The organism is Salinimicrobium sp. WS361 (assembly GCF_050750585.1).
Lineage (GTDB): Bacteria > Bacteroidota > Bacteroidia > Flavobacteriales > Flavobacteriaceae > Salinimicrobium.
Genome location: NZ_JBOJLM010000012.1, coordinates 78146 through 96684, shown reverse-complemented (window position 1 = coordinate 96684; position 18539 = coordinate 78146). Strand labels below are relative to the sequence as shown.

The following is an 18539-nucleotide window of genomic DNA, read 5'->3' as shown; positions in this document are numbered from 1 at the left end:
ATGAGCTACCAATCTGAAGCCGAATTAGAAAACAAGCTTGTAAAGCAACTGCAAAGCAAGGGGTATGACAGAGTTACTGTAAACTCTGAGGCTTCTGTATTGGCGAATCTTAAAAGTCGGCTGGAGGTTTTTAATGATACTACTTTTTCAGAAAAAGAATTTGGCAGCATTCTTAACCACCTGGCAAAAGGGAATGTCTTTGAAAAAGCGAAGATCCTGCGCGGGAGATACCAGCTCACCCGGGACAACGAAGAATCATTTTGGGTGCTCTTTTTTAATTCGGAAGACTGGACAAGAAACCTCTTCCAGGTCACCAACCAGATCACGCAGGAGGGAACCTATAAGAACCGTTATGATGTAACCATTCTGGTCAATGGTTTGCCGCTGGTGCAGGTAGAACTCAAGCGCCGCGGACTCGAACTCAAAGAAGCTTTTAAACAAATTAACAGGTACAAGAGACATTCCTACTGGAACAATTACGGGCTTTTCAATTTTGTTCAGCTATTTGTGATAAGCAACGGAGTTGACACAAAATATTTTTCCAACAATCCGCTGCAAACGCTCACTTTTAAACAAACTTTTTTCTGGGCAGATAAACAGAACAGGAACATTAAAGAATTATTAGCTTTTTCAAAAGCCTTTTTTGACACCGCACATTTGGGAAAAATGCTATCGAGATATATTGTGCATAATGAAACGCACAAAATCCTGATGGTGCTTCGTCCATACCAATTCTATGCTTCCGAAGCCATTATTGAGCAGGTTAAAACTTCTAAAGAGAACGGATACATCTGGCATACCACAGGTTCGGGAAAAACTTTGACTTCATTTAAAGCAAGCCAGATCCTTATGGACCTCCCACAGGTGCAAAAAGTGGTTTTTGTCGTGGACAAAAAGGATCTGGATTACCAGACCATGAAGGAATTTAACAGTTTCAAAAAAGACTCTGTTGATGTCACCGATAATACAAATTCATTGGTCACACAGTTTGCCGACAATACAAAACTCATCCTCACTACCATTCAGAAACTGAACAACGCAATTTCCCCGGGTCGTTATCAATCCCGCATGGAACACCTGCAGGACAAGCGAATGGTGTTCATCTTTGACGAATGTCACCGCAGCCAGTTTGGGGATACGCATAAAAAGATCACTAGCTTCTTCAATAACCTACAGTTATTCGGCTTTACCGGTACTCCTATTTTTGCGGATAATGCAGCAAAGAATGATCTGGGAAAGAGAACCACAAAAGACCTTTTTGGCACCTGTCTTCACAAGTATGTTATTACAGATGCCATTCGAGATCAAAATGTCTTGAGGTTCAGCATTGAATATATTGGCAGGTACAAGCGCAAGAGCAACACCTTTGTAGATATAGAAGTTGAAGATATTGACACCAAAGAAGTGCTGGAGAGCGAGCAGCGCATGGAGAAAATTGTGGGTTACATTATAAAGTACCACGACACCAAAACTAAGAACCGCGACTACTCCTCCATTTTTGCCGTAAGCAGTATTCCAAACCTGATCAGGTATTACGAACTCTTCAAGAAGAAAAAAGAAGCTGGGGAACACGATCTTCGTATCGCTACAATTTTCACCTACGGAGCCAATGAAGAGGATGAAGAAGCACAGGGATTATTGCCTGATACTGCTTCAATGGCGGCAGAACCAATGGTGGTCTATAAAACCAGTCATACCCGGGAAAAGCTGGACGAATTTATAGAAGATTACAACGCGATGTACAACACCGCATTTTCTACCCGGGATAGTAAAGACTTTGAGAACTACTTTAAGGATCTCAGCAAGAGGTATAAAAACCGGGAAAAAGTCGGATTTAAAGAGGAAGACCGGCTGGACATCATTCTCGTTGTAAACATGTTCCTTACCGGCTTTGACGCCAAAAAATTGAACACGCTGTATGTAGATAAGAACCTGCGGCACCACGGACTCATCCAGGCATTTTCCAGAACAAACAGGATCCTGGACGAGAAGAAATCCCACGGGGAGATCCTGTCATTCCGAAACCTGAAGAAATCTACAGACGAAGCCATTGCCCTTTTCTCTAATAAAGATGCAAAAGAAGAGATCCTCCTCCCCGATTACGAGCAGATCACCGAGAAATTTTCTGAAGCCTTTATTGAGCTGCTGAAAATAGCACCTACCGTTAAGAGTGTAGACAATTTACCTTCGGAAGAGGAAGAGCTGGAGTTTGTGCAGGCTTTCCGGGCGCTGATAAGAGCAAAGAATGTATTGACCTCCTATACAGATTTCAGCTGGGAAGATGTGCCTATGGACGAGCAGACTTTTGAAGATTACAAGAGCAAATACCTCGACCTGTACGAAAAAGCAAAAGGCGATCATCAAAAACAAAAAGCCTCCATTCTGGATGATGTGGACTTTGAATTGGAGCTAATTCACCGGGATGAAGTCAATGTAGCTTATATCCTGAAATTACTCGCCGACCTAAAACTAGCGAAAGGTCAATCTGCGGTCCAACAGAAAAAGCAAATTCTGGATCTGCTAGCCGGAGACGTGGAGCTCCGTAGCAAGCGAGAACTGATCGAGAAGTTCATCGAAGAAAACCTCCCCAAAATAAAAGACATAGACTCCATTCCCGATGAATTTATGACCAGTACTGGAGTGATCAGCGAGTATTAGCCTTAGGCAATCTCTGTGAAGAAGAACACCTGGATAAGGAACAGTTCAAGTCATTGATTGATGCCTATGTCTATAACGAACATGAACCCCTTCGGGATGAAGTCTTTAAATGCTTCGACAATAGACCCAGTATTTTAAAAGCAAGGGAAATCGGGGACAGGATCATTAATAAGATGAAAGAGTTTGTGGAGGTGTTTGTGAGAGGGGTTGGGGCTTAGAAGTGAAGTTTTTAATAATAATAGGAGAAATATGACAGTTGAATTTGATCGAAAAATTTTAGAAGATAAATTCCAGAAAGCTGAAGACATCCTTCTCGATATTCACAATGTTTCAGTTATTCATTATGAAGGTTTTAACCATGAAACATTTGATGTACACAATCAGGATTTCTTGGGAGCAATTGCACAAAAACCTATAGTTTACTGTATTTGGACAGGAGAGACCGAAGAGAGTCTGGAATATAAATATATAGGCCATGTGGGAAAACAATATTCCAGGCAACGACTTCGCAACCACCTTACCAAGAAACATAAAAAAACAGGAGCGCAGTTGAAAAACACAATTCTTGCTTTAAAAGAAAAGCATGTGGTTGGAATTTCTTATGTAGTGACAGAACCACATTACATGAGAAAAGCTCTTGAAGACTGGTTGATTGAAAAAAATTCTGGAGATCTAAAATGGAATAAGGCAGGTAAGGCTAAACAGAAAAATTAGAACTCAAAATAATTGTGAAAAGGGCCAGACTTTGAAAAAACCTGGCCCTTTTTTACAATTGACTGCAATATAAGCAGTCGCTCTTTAAATTTTGTGGATACTCTGGCTATTCTCATAATTCATGAGTAATTTAGAAGTTCCGAGAGTTGTGATTCCTATTAGCTCAATCTCCTCTTAACACTGTCAACAGCTTTTAGCACGAAAAGGACAGCGAATAATTGATAGATCAGGGAAAATAGTGCAATGAAAAAACTGCTCCTGGTCCAGGTGACAAAAAATGTCCAAATCCAGAGTATGCATGCTGCGATTATCCAAACTATCAGGGAACCGTCCCCGGTATTAAGCATGACTGCAAAAGTTAAACAGAACAAAGATGCTACACCTCTTATGATAACACCCGGTCCAAATATATTATGATCATATTTCTCGCGAGCGATGGACCACAAATAGTATCCCGACCATAAAAAAGCCAGGATACCCAGTACTATTCCTATAATTACTAATGCTGTCATTTTACTTGCTTTTTATTTGTTCTTCATAGATTTTCAAGTTGTGTTTTTTGATCATATTAGGAATAGCACAAAACTGATTTACCGGCCAAATAAGGAGCAAACATAATAGTAGAATACCGGCAAATTCACCAGTCGAAATCATATAGATGCTACTAATAACATATAGACAAACGAACCAATATAGTAATTGCATTTTCCACCTACCCACATATGCGTAAGGGGCCTGGAAAATAAAGAACAAAACATATGCTGTTTCTGTTGACAGGGAGTTGGCTTTGAGAAGATTTGTATTCATATGGTTGTAAAATTAAAATTAGGCTACTTGTTTTTTATAATTTCAGAGGCTTTTAATAGATCTTCTGTTGACAATGCTTCATTGAGTGCCGATTCCATAGTTTCTGCCTCTTGTATATCCTTTTCCATACTTTGCTTTAAAGACGCAACTGAGGTTTCAAATCGAGCTAAGAATTCATGGTCCAGTTTTTCATTTAACTCTTGCAGAAAGGTTGTTTTAGCTTTAATCTTTTGAGTTTTTAAAATGCTGAAAAATATATCTGTCCCCAGATTCACTAATCTCTCTGTCTGTTCAGCATCCAATTTGGTTTTTTGTTGAATTTTGGATGTCAATTGAAATCTCAGCTTTTGCATTTTTTCAGAGATAAATAGCTCCATTTTTTCACCTCCCAATTCACCCATTTTTTGAAGCAACTCTCCATTAACCAAAGATTCTGCATAGCTCAAAAGTTCTAGCTTTAGCTCCATCTGGTAGTACTGGTCATTCAAATAATCTATGTTATTATTTGATACAGCAGGAATTGCAAAAGGTTCTGAACCAGCAATGCTTACAAAATTACTTTGAAATTGAACCAAAGTTTTTGTAAGATCTTGAGCAATTCCTAATTCCAGAAAATTCTTTGAAGCTGCTGATAATTGTTTTATACCCTTACTGAAAATTTCAAACTGCGGTTCAAAATCTTCAATACTTACTTTTTGTTCTTCAATCTTTAATTTATTTTTCCCCAGTTGCTCTTCAATTTCTTCAAGCCTGTTCTCCAGCTTTCCTAGTATATCTTTAAACCTTAGCAGGGTTGCCTCCTCCATGTTTATTGCATCCACATAGGAACTGTATTCTGTTCTTACGGGTTCGGTTATTCTTTCCCAGTCAGACAAATGTTTTTCATAATTTTTTTTTGCTTTTCCAAACGAAATTATGTTGTGAAAAGAGATAGGGATATCGGGTTTATTATCATTTACAAAATCATACTCCCATTGAATATCTGAAACTAATTTTTTATACCTCGATATCTCATTTTGGCAGATAGTCACTCCCTGGAGTTTATCATCTATTTCTAAAATAGTTTGCTTTTTTTCTGCAGCCAGTCTTCTGTTTTCGCTACTTAATTCGGCAATAGTGCCCCCTTTAACCATCCCGGAATAGGCATCTTTTATTCTTAGGTTATAAATGATCTTTGCTTCATTTATGAACTTTTTTACCGCAGGAATTAGCACCCCCTTTATTCTGGAGTGGATTTTTGTTAACCTCAGGAGATCTTCAGCGATAAGTTGAGCATCTCCTTTAAGCCCCAGCTTCATGAGTTCAATATCATGTTTAAGCTGTGCTACGGTTTCTTCCGCGTTTTTTCTTGTTTCGGAAATACTTAGGAAGGCATCAAAAGCAAATCCCAACGCAGCAGCAGCAACCTGTCCTTTAATTTGTCCCCCGGTTAAATGACCTCTTCTCCTTTTAGTTTTGGACAACCTATCCAGAGCTCTATCTGCATGACCAACGCCGTCCTCCTTTAATTGGGACATTTTTTGGTTATAATCTGAGTTAAAAACTTGCAACTTTTTTCCTAAGTCATTAAATGCGAAGTCCAGATCTTTCCGGAATTTTTCGATATTGAAATATTCAATCATGGAAAAATCAAATAAATCCGGGTGCGAAACCTTAACATCCTCACCTAATATTTCTGAAAACAAATGGGCTACTTCTTTTCTAAAGTTTAAAAGCTCAGTTCGCAGAAACTCAAAATCTTCAATAAGATTCATATTTGCTTGTTGTGCAAACCTGTAATGATTTATAAGGTTGCTGTAACCCTCATGAATTTTCACTGCATAATTAAAAGTGTCATTAACCTTGGTTCGGCCGGTAAGAGAAAAATTATCTTCAGCAACGAGAAGTTCAATGTCCATTTTAGCCTCATTTATCTCAGTAATAGCATCTGTCTTTCCTAAGTTATCTAAAGCTCCCTTTACAACTTCTGTTTGTTGGTCAAATTTATTTAGATCTAAAACATCTTCACCGGTCAAGTTTAAACTTAAACTGGCATTGGAAATTCTATATGGATCATAAACCAATTTATCTCCGGTATTTTCAAAAAAACATTCTGAAAGAGCTTTTTGAACAACGGGGGAATGTGTTTGAGAATAAGCTTCTTTAACTAAGGCGTTTACAATTTTACCATCTACTAAATCCAAAGCTGGAATTTCATGATTTAATTGCATCACCAGTTCTCTCCTAAGAAGAGCTTGTTTATTCTGATTTAAACCGATAGCAATTTTTTGTATTCCACCCACTACCTCAGGAATTAAACCCTGGTTTTCTCCTAAGACGATTTCGTTAAGTTTCATTAGAAAATCTTCTTTAGTTATTATTAGATATTTTGGTCCAAGAATGATTGGAAAGTGAAGCCGAGGAATTTGCAGGTCTGCATCTTCCAAGAACCGCCATTTGAGATACCAGGGTATCATTTTTTGTTTTACCACAAGTTCTACATTTGTAAGTTGCCATAGATCTGGATTTTCTGAGGTTAGTTAGATTTTTTCTAAATCTAAATTTTATGTTAAAGCAAGGAAAATTGGTTTAGTAAACGTGGGGAATTCAGAAGTTACCGTAAGAATTTTCGTCCCGGAAGTCCTCTCCCGAAGCCTGGGGATCGGAATGATAAAGTTTAACTATCTCTTTGCTTAAAGAACCGGAGGTAATGTTTAATACCCCTCTTATCTGCGCCGCCGCCGCCGGATTGGCAGAATGTACTTTGAATTTTAAGTTTCGGAGATCTAAACCCGATTCATAGACCAGCCATTTAGCTGCGGCATAACCATCGGGTGCCACTTCTCCATTTTCATCCAGCCCAAGGTCATTGTCGGAACTGATAAAATAAGGGAGGCCATTCTCCTCAATATATTTTACAAATTCAGCATAGCTCCTCACCACAACAAACGCAACTGCTGCAGGTTCAGCATAGACCATATTATGTGTTCGTAGGTCATCGAGAAATAACTTTGTCATAAATATTTAATAATCAATTTTCATTATAAAATATTCAATGAAACCCTACCGCCTTCCTTACCGGACTATTATACTGCTCCTCTTCGCTGATGTTGTAGATCTCTGCCAAAGTCATTTCTTTGTCGGTCGTGTATTCTGAATTTTGTTCTTTGAATAGCATATTCGCTTTTTCGGGAGCCAGGACTTTGAATTCATAAGCCAATTTTAAGCGGCCTTTTCTTTTAAGGGCAGGATCTATATTTTGAACATCGGTATTAAAAGTGGCAATTATTTGTATTCCCAAAGATTCTCCTAAAATACCGGCGGTAATATTCAGGATCATGGCCAGGTTTGAATTGCGTTGCCGGTCACGGGAGACAATTAACTCTTCGGCATCTTCTATAACGAGGATGGAGTTGGGATTGTCTATAAGGTATTTGGTCATGGCCACATTATCGAGGTTCTGCGCCATCTGCCCCGGCAGAAAAACTATTTCTTTTTTAATGAGTCCGCACAGGTACCTGATGTAGGTGCTTTTACCTGTTCCGGGTTTGCCGTACAGCAGGTGAAGTCCGCTTTTGTTATCCTCCTGCAGGATCTTCAGCATCCTTTCATGAAAACCGGGAAAATCATGGTTGTAGCTTAGGTTTAGGTTGAGATCTGGCTTGGCAAAATCTATCTTTTTATTGTCCAGCCCATGGGGTTGCATGATGATGAGGTTGATTTCGGCTTTGTGCGGTTTTTCCTTTTTAAATGCTTTGATAAAATCTATTAACTCAAGAAGGAGAGAAGCATTCTCATTGTGGAAATACACGGTGACTTCGTCTGCATCCTGCTCAAGCATGATCTGCTGCTTCAGTATAATTACATCAGCTTTATACTCCTCTCTTTCAAAGTTTCGCATAAAATGCTTTCCCAGAATTTCCTCTTTGAATTTTGCCTGGAATTCAGAATAAAATCTTTTCATATCGCGCGATGAAAAGCTGTAATAGCTGGGAACTTTTCCGAAGTAACCCAGGTACATCTTCGGTAAATGATAGAAGTTCATCAGATGATTCACATGCTGCAGGTTGAAATCGGGTAAAAATTCAGGCTCGGTATTATTTCCGTAGTTCATTGCTATTGGTGTTTAAGATAATTCCGTCTCCACAACCTTCCGAAGTCACCCTACATTCCCGCAGAATTTTGGCAGAGACGGATTATATTTTAAAAGAACCTGCTGTTCTTTGATACAAAGATGATGGGAAGCGACGCCAAAACATGACGCTCAAAAATGTCATTTATTAATATTTTTTTAGAGCCTGCTGTAATTGAGTTTTGATTTCTTCCTTTAATTTTTGGGGTTTAAGCACCTTAACCTGGTCACCGTAAGAAAGAATTTCCATCCTAAAATCGTAAGTGGGCCTGATATAATACCTGAACCTCATCTCCCTGTCATTCTTTAACAACAACTCCTGGCTATGATGCAACGGGAGGGATTGCACATATTGACCTTCGCGGGGAGTGAAAGATAGCAGCACTTCTTCAGCAGCTTCATCGGTGCCATTAATGATCCCAAAACTATCGCGAAATTCTTCGTGTACGTTGTAATCTATGGCCAAAAATCTATGTTCGGTAATGACCAGCTTCTTCATACGGTCAAGAGCAAAATTCTTGACCTGCTCTTCATCTTCAGCTATTAAATACCAGCGGTTTTTGGCTTCTTTTAGGGCAATGGGCTTCACACTCCGGCTGCTTACCGACTCATCCCAATACTTGTGGTAATCAAAATTTACAACAAGCTTGTTCTGGATGGCGTGGATTAATCCTGCCATATGTTCTGTACCCAAAGATTTCCGCTCCTCAAAAAGGAGGATTTCAGCAAAGCCTTTAGACAGACGAATGGCATTAACGATCTCAAAATTCTCCCGGAGTCGGCGGGAATGCATACCCTCTATGTCATCCTGTATAGAATATTTGTTGGTGCTTTTATCTGAAGCTATCGTAATATCATAAACCCTCTCAATATTCTTAATATCCCTTTGAAAGGTGCGGTGAGAGGTAAGTAGATTTTCTTCTAAGGCATCACGGGCCTTGCCTATCTCTCTTTGCACCTCTTCATAACTCATAGGCCTTATTCTCAAAACAGAAATGATCCTGTTGTACCGTCTAATGGTTTGGGCTAATGACATAATTTAAGAACAGATTTTTGAAAAGAAAGAGGCTACCTGTTCCTCAAACAAATCTACAGGAATGCGATGTCCCAGTAACGGATCAATTTTGATCTCCAGTTCATGATCCTGCAAGTGCCTGCCCAAAAAAGCCAATGTTTCCTGCGGATTCACAATCTCATCCCTGCCCCCAAGCAGAAGTTGCTTTGAAGCATTACCTCTGCGGAATTTTGCTTCCGGAAGCATAAGGCTCCACGGGTATTTCGACAAAGGCGGATTAAATAAGAGGGCCGGCCTGCCAATCCAGTTGGAAATAATATATCCGTTCAAAGCTCCCATACTGCTCCCTATAATCACATTGAATTCAGTTTCAGGGTAGGGCTGAAGTATCTCGATTGGCTGAAGGTGTTTTCGGGAATAATTAATATCGGGTGCGTATACCTTGCCATACCTCTCTAAAATGGCATTTTTAGCCGCGCTTAATTTGCTGTTCAATCCGTGTAGATAAAGAATGTTCATAGGTGTTAGCTTGTTTACTAATGTAAAGAAACATAGAGAAGACGACAAAAAGTGTCGTGAGTAAAATATTTTCTGAAAATTGAGCTATTTGGCCTCTGCTGAATTTTTTTACCATCCCTCTAAAATTTGTTAATTCCATTAACTTTCGAGAAAGCTTTTTTGATATATTTGATATGAATTAACAGAATAGGCCCTACCTATCCTTCTCATAACTACGCACATGCATAACCTAATGTTTGCCTCCTGTTACAGGAGGAACTTCTCGCGCATCTTCTTATTTGTAGGGCTCATTTTAGTTGCCGGTTGTTCTAAGGATGAAGACGAAATTTCTGACCCCGAAGATCTGTTCTATAAAGATGCATTGACTTCTGCCAGCATGCAGCAATTGAATGGGGTATGGGCAATTTACGAAGTTGCATTTGAAGGCAAAACTGCAGGTGTGCCTGCAAATTATGAGGAATGCGGCCGGGATTTTTTTCAGTTTACCACCAATAATGTCTACCGCGATTTCTTTCATATCTCCAGCTATGAATGCGAAAAGGAGGTGCAGAACCTGAGCTATGACCTGGAAAAGGGCGTGATCACGCTGCGTAATGACTGGGGCTCTTCCGAAGAGATGGTCGTTACCCGTCTTACTGCCGATAAACTAGTTTTTAAGATGAAGGTGGAGATAGATGATGATCCCGAACTTGAGATAGTCAGTTTTATGGCGCGTAAATATTCCCCGCCCAATGACATCGACCTGTATTCCTACACTTTTGGAAATGAACTTACCGACGAAAACCGGAACGAGGTCAAATATACCTGGCAGGCCTATGACGGCTTCTATAAGTTTGACCGTTATGAGATCTATAGAAGTGCCGCGGGCTGTAGCAAAGCCAATGCCCAACTGGTAGCGACGATTAAAGACAGGGCTCAAACTTCTTTTATAGATGTAGATCCGCCTGCATCTCAGGAGATATGTTATTACATCAAGATCTTTAATGAAAAAGGTTTGCTGGGGGAGAGTGGGTTGGTTGAATTTTTTACCGAGAACCTTCGACCTTCTCAGATGAATTTCGTGAATGGCGAAGTGCAAAATGGTGAGGTGAAACTTGATTGGGAGCCGTTTGAAGGGAATTATTTTTCACATTACAAAATAGCCGTTCGTAACTATGACGGCGGTTCAGGCTATGCTTTTCAGGAGTATCCTGTGGGAATAATTGAAGACAGGGAAGTGACGAGCTTTATAGACAAAACCCCTCCTCATCTTAAGGAGCCTGTATATGCCATTTATGCCTATGATATCTTCGGAAATGTGAGTTCAGAACAATATTCCGATAAAAATAAATGGAAGCTAAGCTGGTCGCACCCTGAAGTTATGGATTTCGATAACATAAAGTTTGCAACCCCTGCTCCAAATGCTTCCGAAATATTTTTCTACGGAAGATCGGAGGCCGGGCAGAGTCAACTAATCAAATACAACTACCGGGATCATGTGGTAGCAGCCACGGCCAATAAACAACCCGAAGCAATGACCAGCATACATATGCAGGTACATAACACTCAAACCGGAAATGAGCTGTTTTTTGCCCAGGGAAATGCACTTGCTGTATATGATGCCAGTAACCTTTCTTACAAGTATGAACTGAAGCTTGAGGGCATACCTTTCTTCTTTGATTTTGCATACCTGGGTAATGGTATTTTCAGCTTTACCAATAGCACAGATATCTACACATTTAAACGCACAAATGGCAGCATGGAATTAATTTCACAAAAGTCTCACTTTACAACGCACTTCGGAAATACTGCTTACCACCTGCTGCCTCTCAAAAATGGGGAAATTCTGGTAGGGCATTATCAGGAGCCTAAAAGTTATAAATTTTCTATCGATGCCCAGGGCAAAATTTCTGATGGGCAGCTTGTGAATATTCCTATAACATCACGCTCACAGAAGACAACATTATACAGTTCCAATCAGAACTATGTGATCAACTTACTGGAAAACAAGCTTTTTTCTACACTGAGCTTTGATGTGCAGGAAACTTTTGAAACCCCTTACTTTCCGTCAGGAATTAGCAGAGACGGAAATCTGATCCTGGGCTCCAATAATGATCCGCAGGAGAATATAACCACCGAGTCTATTCACGAAAAGAAAGCCAGGATCTATAACCTCACTACAAATAAAGTGACTACTGTAGAAACCAAGGGATATCCACATTTAATGTTCGAGAACCACCTGGGGCAGATCATTAGTATCTCTTCCGGTTTCAAAAGAGAAGACCTTGAAAGTACCGCACCTAAACCTGATATTTTTGTCGAGATACTGGATTTTTAGTGATCAGTGTTCAGTGTTCAGTAATGAGAATTGAGTATGGAGGGAATTGTCTGCGAAAATCAGCGAAATCTGCGGGAAACACAAGTGTTGATATCGCGATGGCGCGGGTTTGCTATCCGTGACGAGGTTCATATTTAGTATTCAGTGATCAGTGGGAGTAGGTAGTAGTGAGAATTAAATATTGAGTATTGAGTATGGAGGGATTTGTCTGCGAAAATCAGCGAAATCTGCGGGAAAGGAAGTTTATCCTAAAATTACCTCCCAAAAATGCCATTTTTGAGAATTAACTAAAGCCATAAGTAAATCAGATAATAAAAAATGAAACATCTTACTTCTACCATTGCAATTTGTATAACCATACTTTTTTCTTCCTGTGCATTGAGGCCTATTCCTTCAGAATATAATCTGGTTAAGACGGAAAAAGAGATGGTGAATTTGGAGAGTCTTGGAAATGGTACTGTTCTTATTTATAATGATGCCAATATTCTTCACACCAGTGATAATACTTCGCAGTTGAACATTGTCCTTGATGATAAGAATTTAGGGCAATTGCGGGCCAAAGATTATGTGATTATTCGCCTGGAAAACGGAAAACACCTTTTTAAGCTGAGACATCTTGATTTGGTGAATATGCGCAGTGAACATGTGGTCACGGTTACAGATTCGCTGAAGGTGATAAGGGTTAAACCTACAATTTCTTCCAATAAACTGGAGGTGACGAATCAATTACCTGAAAATTGGGAAAAATATGAATATATGAACCCGAAAAATTAATACTTAATTTCTGCTTTTTTAGCAGGTCTTATTGAAATTGCGATTCCGCTGCCAAAGGCTAATTTTTTGTTTGAGCCTGGATATGGAATCTACTATTACTTTTTTAATACTGTAGCTTGGCGGATTTTTGTCATAGCTGGCATCCTTCCCATCGGCATAAATAATGCGATGAATTTGTACCCTTTTTAGAAGGAAATCAAAATTTATAGTGGAAGTCCGGGGTTTTTATCGGTAACTCCTCCTATAAACCATTCTTCTTCTCCTTTAGCTTTACGGGCAAAACAATTTTATACTAATCGCGTTTATTTCCTTCTTCCGGGTTTTTAGATCTCGCTCATAAATATTTTTTGATTAACTGCTGATAAATAATGGCAGGATAATTGTAAAGCCTCTATTTAAAATAGTAGTGCTTTTATATATGAAAGTTTTACTATTAATTTGCAGAGTAAAAATTTATATATGAAGCACTTACTATCTCAAATTAAAATTGAGGTCAATGATAAGCTTTACCTTAAAGATCCCGAATCTACAGACCTGGGCATGAGAATTATTCAACAAAGTATCCTGCTTATTGATCGCATGGGCTTTGAACAATTCACCTTTAAAAAATTAGGAAAAGAAATTAGTTCTAACGAAAGTTCGGTTTACAGGTACTTTGAGAATAAACATAAACTACTCTTGTACCTTACTTCCTGGTATTGGGCATGGAAAGAATATCAACTGGTCTTTTCCACCGCCAATATTGCTGATGCCTCTGCAAAGCTCCAAAAGGCCGTACAGGTGCTCACCCGGCAGGTAGAAAAAGATGCTGTGATCTCTCATATAGATGAGGTTGTGCTCAGTAGGGTAGTGGTGAACGAATTTTCCAAATCCTATCTTACCAAAGAGGTAGACAGGGAGAATAAAGAAGGCTTTTTCGCAGTTCACCATCGGCTTGTGTTAAGGCTTAGGGAGATGATCCTGGAGGTGAGAAGCGATTATCCTTATCCTTCTTCTCTTGCAAGTACAATTCTCGAGGGTTCTCTCCACCAGTTTTTTCTGAAAGAACACTTTCCTTCATTGACAGAGTGTAGTGAAACCATTCTGCCTTCAGACTATTTTACTCACATGGTTCTAAATGTTTTAAACCTGAAAAATAATGGCTAAAGAATCAGCCTCTCCTTTAAAGCGCCTACAGGGATTACTCAAACTCGACAGAAGGGATATTTTACAAACCTTCTATTATGCCATTTTCGCCGGGCTTCTCAATCTCTCAGTTCCATTGGGGATCCAAGCTATCGTTAATTTTATTCAGGGCGGAAGAATAAGTACTTCCTGGATAATTCTCGTGGTACTCGTAACTGTCGCAGTGGGGTTTGTAGGGGTTCTTGAACTCATGCAGCTCCGGATTGTTGAGAACATTCAGCAAAAGATATTTACCCGTGGCTCTTTCGAATTTGCCTACAGGTTTCCGAAGATAAAAATGAACGAGTTCAAGAATTCATATCCGCCAGAGCAGGCCAATCGCTTTTTCGATATTCTTTCAGTTCAAAAGGGAATTTCGAAGTTATTACTCGACTTTCCTGCGGCACTGGTTCAAATCGTTTTCGGGCTCATTCTGCTGTCGCTGTACCATCCTCTTTTTATCATTTTTGGACTTCTGCTGGTAAGTCTTATTTACCTTGTGTTTAGGTTTACGGCTCGCCGTGGCATGGAGACCAGTCTTGAGGAATCAAAGAGCAAGTATAAGGTGGCGCACTGGCTTCAGGAAATCGCGCGTTCTCTGCTCAGCTTTAAATTAGCGGGGAATACCAGTCTTTCACTTGTCAAAAATGACAAATATACCATGAAATATTTGGCGGCCCGCGAAGGCCATTTTGGGGTGCTGCGCATTCAGTATATTAAAATGATCGTATTTAAAGTGCTGGTAACCGGTGGTCTTCTTGCAGTGGGAGGGCTCCTGGTGCTTAATCAGGAAATGAATATTGGGCAGTTTGTGGCAGCCGAGATCATTATTCTTTTAATAATGAGTTCAGTTGAAAAGCTTACCCGCGGACTTGAATCTATTTACGATGTGCTCACTTCTCTGGAAAAACTTGGAGGGGTGTTGGATATGAAAATTGAGAAACAAACAGCAGAAAATAGCCTTTCTCAGGATGAACCGCTTTGCATTGAACTTTCCAATGTTGATTATCGAGCTGAAGATTCAGACCTGGTTATTCTGAAGGATATCAACCTGAAGATACATCCGGGGGAAAAACTTATTGTGTCTGGTAGTAACGGAAGCGGAAAAACCAGTCTTTTAAAGCTGGTTTCGGGTGTTACCGAAGCCTCTTCAGGCCATATTTATGTTAATGATATTTCTATTAAAAGTCTTCATATCAATGGCTTCCGAAGCAGGGTGGGAGTTTACTTTCCCGAAGAAGTACCCTTTGAGGCAAGCCTGCTTGAAAACCTCAGTTTTGGCAGCCCAGGTGTAAGCGAAAAGGAAGTGATGGAGGTGATAAAGGTGGTGGGGCTTTCACAATTTCTAAAGCTGCAGTCAAACGGCCTCAACAGTGTGATCTATCCTGAAGGAAAATTTATGTCAAACCTGGAGCGAAAAAAGATCATCCTGGCACGGGCTATTCTTAAAAAACCTGAACTCCTTATTCTGAAAGAACCTCTTGAGCTTTTCAATAAAGAAGAGGCTACCAGGCTTATTGGGTTTTTAGCCGATAAAAAACACAAATGGTCTATAGTAGTGGCCAGTAGAAATGAACTTTGGGAAAATGTATGTAGTAGAAAGATCGTACTGGAAAACGGAAGGATCAAAGAAACTTTAGAATTAGAACATGCTTAATATATCAAAATATCCTGTAGGCAATGAGGTGGACCTTGAGAAGTTTGAAGCAGGAAAAAGGGCGCTTCACAAAAGGCACTATAAATACTTCAATAGGTTTTTGTTAGCCGCTTTTATAGCCTTGTTGTTTATTCTCTTTCTACCCTGGACGCAAAATGTAAGTGGCAAGGGCTATGTCACCACTCTTATGCCCGAACATCGGCCTCAAACCATTCAATCCCCAATTCCGGGGAAGATTGAAAAATGGTATGTGCAGGAGGGGGAGTTCGTGCAAAAAGGAGATACGATTCTTCATATTTCCGAAGTAAAAGGAGAGTATTTTGATCCTTTACTGGTAGAAAGAACCGCCGAGCAGCTAAATGCAAAATCGGGTTCTGTAGAGTCCTATTCCGAAAAAATTAAGGCGCTTTCCTCTCAAATTAATGCACTGGGAAAGGAAAGGGAATTAAAAAGGCAGCAGGCTTTAAACAAGCTGCGACAGGCTCAACTAAAGCTGGAAAGTGACAGCATAGATCTTGAAGCTGTAAGGGCTAACCTAGATATTGCGCAGGCTCAGTTTGAGCGAACCCAACAGCTGCAACAGGAAGGGCTTAAAGCACTGCCCGATGTTGAGGAAAAAAGGCAAAAGTTGCAGGACTCCCGGGCGAAACTAATTTCCCAGGAAAATAAATTGCTGGCGAGCAGGAATGAAGTTATCAATGCCGAACTTGAAATTAACAGGATAGCCGCCGAATACAGTGATAAGGTTTCAAAGGCGCAAAGTGATTCGCATACGGCGCGTTCCAACCAGTATGATGCTGCGGCCCAGGTGAGCAAGCTCCAAAGTGATTATAGCAATTACTCTATTCGCAACCAGATGTACTATGTGCTGGCCCCTCAAAAAGGTAATATTAATAAGGTCTTAAAAGCAGGTTTGGGTGAAACTTTTAAAGAAGGAGAGAGGTTGGTGGAGATTATGCCGGCCGATTTTGATTTGGCAGTAGAGACTTATGTGAAACCGCTTGATGTGCCTCTAATGCACGAGGGTGAGAAGGTAAGGGTGCAATTTGAAGGCTGGCCTTCCATAGTCTTTAGCGGTTGGGAAAATCTTTCCTACGGGACTTATGGTGCAAAGATCGTTGCCATAGATAATTTTATAAGTCAGAATGGGAAGTACCGTGTTCTGTTGGCGCCAGATCCCGAAGATGAGCCCTGGCCTAGAGGGGTGAGAATTGGTTCGGGGGCAACAACTCTGGCCCTGCTTGATGAGGTGCCTATCTGGTATGAAATATGGAGAAACCTTAACGGCTTTCCACCAGATTATTACCAGCCAGAAATAGTTGTTGAAAACCAGGAAAAGCAGAAGTGATGAGATTTATTTTGGCCATTGCATTATTCCTGCAGGTTTTTGTTTTAAAGGCACAGGAAACCACAACTCAGGTTCTAAGCTATCCAGAATTTTTAGCTTATGTGAAGCAGTATCATCCTATGGTGAGACAGGCAAACCTTCAGCTTGAAATGGGCGAAGCCGAACTTTTAAAAGCAAGAGGGGCTTTTGATCCCAAGCTGGAAATAGACTACAGCCGCAAGGAATTTAAAGGCACCGAATATTATGATCTCTTAAATTCCACTTTTAAAATTCCCACCTGGTATGGCGTAGAATTAAAGGCCGGCTTTGAGCAAAATGAAGGTGTATATCTAAATCCTCAACGCACAGTTCCTCCCGAAGGCCTGTTTGCTGCCGGTGTATCATTATCTATCGCCCAGGGCTTGATTATGGACAAAAGACGGGCGGCACTTCGTTCAGCCAGAGCCTTAAAGGAGCAAACAGAAGCAGAACAAAACCTCATGATAGCCGAAGTACTTTTTGAAGCTTCCGTGGCATATCTCAATTGGGCAAGGCTCCAAAAAGAACTTGAAGTGTACCAGGAATTTGTGGCCAACGCCCGGCAAAGATCAGATGGTATTGAGAGAAGTGCGACCTTTGGAGAGATTGCAGCTATAGATACTGTTGAAGCAGGTATTGCGCTTCAGGAACGTTTGCTTCAGTTAGAGCAGACAAAGGTTAAACTGCTAAAACAAAAGCTTGAAGTTTCCACATTTCTTTGGCTCGACAATAATGTGCCGGTAGAATTACAGCCTGGAACTGTACCTGAAGTTGACTTCTTACATGACCAAGTTCTTGAAGTGCAAACGGAAAAAGGTGTGAAAAATGCCATTTTTGAAGGGCATCCAAAATTAAGGGCCCTGGAGGCAAAACTGAAAGCACTAAGAGTAGAGCGACGTTTGAAGGTTAACAATCTTTTGCCAAAAATAGATTTGGAATATAACTTCATTACTCCGGATCCTGAACTCATTGATAATTTTGATACTTCAAACTATAAAGCCGGTTTAAATATAAGTTTTCCACTTTTTCTTCGGAAGGAGCGCGGCGAGCTGAAGTTGGCCGAATACAAAATTGAAGATGCTTCCCTTGAACTGGAATTGAACCGCCGGCAAATAGAAAATAAAGTCGACGGATTAATGCAGGAGCTGGATTCTTATGTAGAGCAAATAAGGTTAACTTCAGAAATGGTAGAAAACTATGAGCGACTGTTAAATGCCGAAGAGCGAAAATTCAGTTTTGGAGAAAGTTCCCTTTTTCTGATCAATTCAAGGGAGACAAAGCTAATACAAGCCCGTTTAAAACAAACAGAGCTCTTTACAGAGTTTCTAACCACCAGGGCTGAACTATATCGCAGCCTTGGGGTAATACCGGATGTGGAAGCAGAAATTCAGCAATAACAAAAAACGGAATCTGGAAAATCATAACAGTGACTTTCCG

At 40.2% G+C, this 18539-nt stretch carries 14 protein-coding genes and 1 pseudogene; 9 read left to right on the top strand and 6 right to left on the bottom strand.

The window, feature by feature from the left end:
• Genes ACQ93I_RS12785 through ACQ93I_RS12775 form a run of 3 tightly spaced genes read left to right on the top strand, consistent with a single transcriptional unit; the run spans position 1 to position 3372 of the window.
• Positions 1 to 2658 carry a type I restriction endonuclease subunit R gene (locus tag ACQ93I_RS12785; protein ID WP_431698831.1) on the top strand — a complete coding sequence of 886 codons (2658 nt, stop codon included), beginning with the start codon at positions 1 to 3 and terminating at the stop codon, positions 2656 to 2658.
• Entirely contained in the window at positions 2622 to 2876 is a 255-nt protein-coding gene (locus tag ACQ93I_RS12780) for a type I restriction endonuclease subunit R, EcoR124 family (RefSeq protein WP_431698843.1), read from the top strand. The genes ACQ93I_RS12785 and ACQ93I_RS12780 overlap by 37 nt, the downstream gene beginning before the upstream one ends.
• Positions 2877 to 2907: 31 nt before the next feature.
• Positions 2908 to 3372 (top strand): hypothetical protein, encoded by a 465-nt coding sequence (locus ACQ93I_RS12775; protein ID WP_431698830.1) that lies wholly within the window; start codon positions 2908 to 2910, stop codon positions 3370 to 3372.
• A gap of 830 nt (positions 3373 to 4202) precedes the next feature.
• Here ACQ93I_RS12775 and ACQ93I_RS12770 read toward each other — a convergent pair.
• The 5 genes from ACQ93I_RS12770 to ACQ93I_RS12750 form a co-directional block, all read right to left on the bottom strand.
• Positions 4203 to 6605 carry a hypothetical protein gene (locus ACQ93I_RS12770; RefSeq protein ID WP_431698829.1) on the bottom strand — a complete coding sequence of 801 codons (2403 nt, stop codon included), beginning with the start codon at positions 6603 to 6605 and terminating at the stop codon, positions 4203 to 4205.
• Positions 6606 to 6765: 160 nt separating this feature from the next.
• Positions 6766 to 7176, bottom strand: coding sequence for a cyclic-phosphate processing receiver domain-containing protein (locus tag ACQ93I_RS12765; RefSeq protein ID WP_431698828.1), 411 nt, complete (start codon positions 7174 to 7176; stop codon positions 6766 to 6768).
• A 34-nt stretch (positions 7177 to 7210) separates the two neighbouring features.
• Positions 7211 to 8272 (bottom strand): AAA family ATPase, encoded by a 1062-nt coding sequence (locus ACQ93I_RS12760; protein ID WP_431698827.1) that lies wholly within the window; start codon positions 8270 to 8272, stop codon positions 7211 to 7213.
• 166 nt (positions 8273 to 8438) lie between these two features.
• A complete protein-coding gene (locus tag ACQ93I_RS12755; protein ID WP_431698826.1) occupies positions 8439 to 9326 on the bottom strand; it encodes a helix-turn-helix transcriptional regulator in 888 nt (295 codons plus the stop codon).
• A 3-nt stretch (positions 9327 to 9329) separates the two neighbouring features.
• Positions 9330 to 9824 (bottom strand): YqiA/YcfP family alpha/beta fold hydrolase, encoded by a 495-nt coding sequence (locus ACQ93I_RS12750; RefSeq protein ID WP_431698825.1) that lies wholly within the window; start codon positions 9822 to 9824, stop codon positions 9330 to 9332.
• A gap of 220 nt (positions 9825 to 10044) precedes the next feature.
• On the opposite strand from ACQ93I_RS12750, the gene ACQ93I_RS12745 reads away from it, so the two are divergent.
• Positions 10045 to 12141 carry a lipocalin family protein gene (locus ACQ93I_RS12745; protein WP_431698824.1) on the top strand — a complete coding sequence of 699 codons (2097 nt, stop codon included), beginning with the start codon at positions 10045 to 10047 and terminating at the stop codon, positions 12139 to 12141.
• Positions 12142 to 12459: 318 nt separating this feature from the next.
• Positions 12460 to 12915 (top strand): hypothetical protein, encoded by a 456-nt coding sequence (locus tag ACQ93I_RS12740; protein WP_431698823.1) that lies wholly within the window; start codon positions 12460 to 12462, stop codon positions 12913 to 12915.
• A gap of 18 nt (positions 12916 to 12933) precedes the next feature.
• On the opposite strand, the pseudogene ACQ93I_RS12735 reads toward ACQ93I_RS12740, so the two are convergent.
• Positions 12934 to 13125, bottom strand: a pseudogene (locus tag ACQ93I_RS12735) (hypothetical protein); the annotation flags it as partial.
• A 249-nt stretch (positions 13126 to 13374) separates the two neighbouring features.
• Between ACQ93I_RS12735 and ACQ93I_RS12730 the strand changes: the two are divergent.
• From ACQ93I_RS12730 to ACQ93I_RS12715, 4 genes are read left to right on the top strand one after another with little or no spacing between them, the layout of a single operon-like run.
• The gene (locus ACQ93I_RS12730) at positions 13375 to 14061 is read left to right on the top strand and encodes a TetR/AcrR family transcriptional regulator (protein ID WP_431698822.1); all 687 of its coding nucleotides are present in this window, start codon (positions 13375 to 13377) and stop codon (positions 14059 to 14061) included.
• Positions 14054 to 15736 carry a peptidase domain-containing ABC transporter gene (locus ACQ93I_RS12725; RefSeq protein WP_431698821.1) on the top strand — a complete coding sequence of 561 codons (1683 nt, stop codon included), beginning with the start codon at positions 14054 to 14056 and terminating at the stop codon, positions 15734 to 15736. Before ACQ93I_RS12730 ends, ACQ93I_RS12725 begins: the two co-directional genes overlap by 8 nt.
• Positions 15729 to 17084, top strand: a complete 1356-nt coding sequence (locus ACQ93I_RS12720) for an HlyD family secretion protein (RefSeq protein WP_431698820.1) — start codon at positions 15729 to 15731, stop codon at positions 17082 to 17084. Before ACQ93I_RS12725 ends, ACQ93I_RS12720 begins: the two co-directional genes overlap by 8 nt.
• Positions 17084 to 18499 carry a TolC family protein gene (locus ACQ93I_RS12715; protein WP_431698819.1) on the top strand — a complete coding sequence of 472 codons (1416 nt, stop codon included), beginning with the start codon at positions 17084 to 17086 and terminating at the stop codon, positions 18497 to 18499. The genes ACQ93I_RS12720 and ACQ93I_RS12715 overlap by 1 nt, the downstream gene beginning before the upstream one ends.
• The last annotated feature ends 40 nt before the right edge of the window (positions 18500 to 18539 follow it).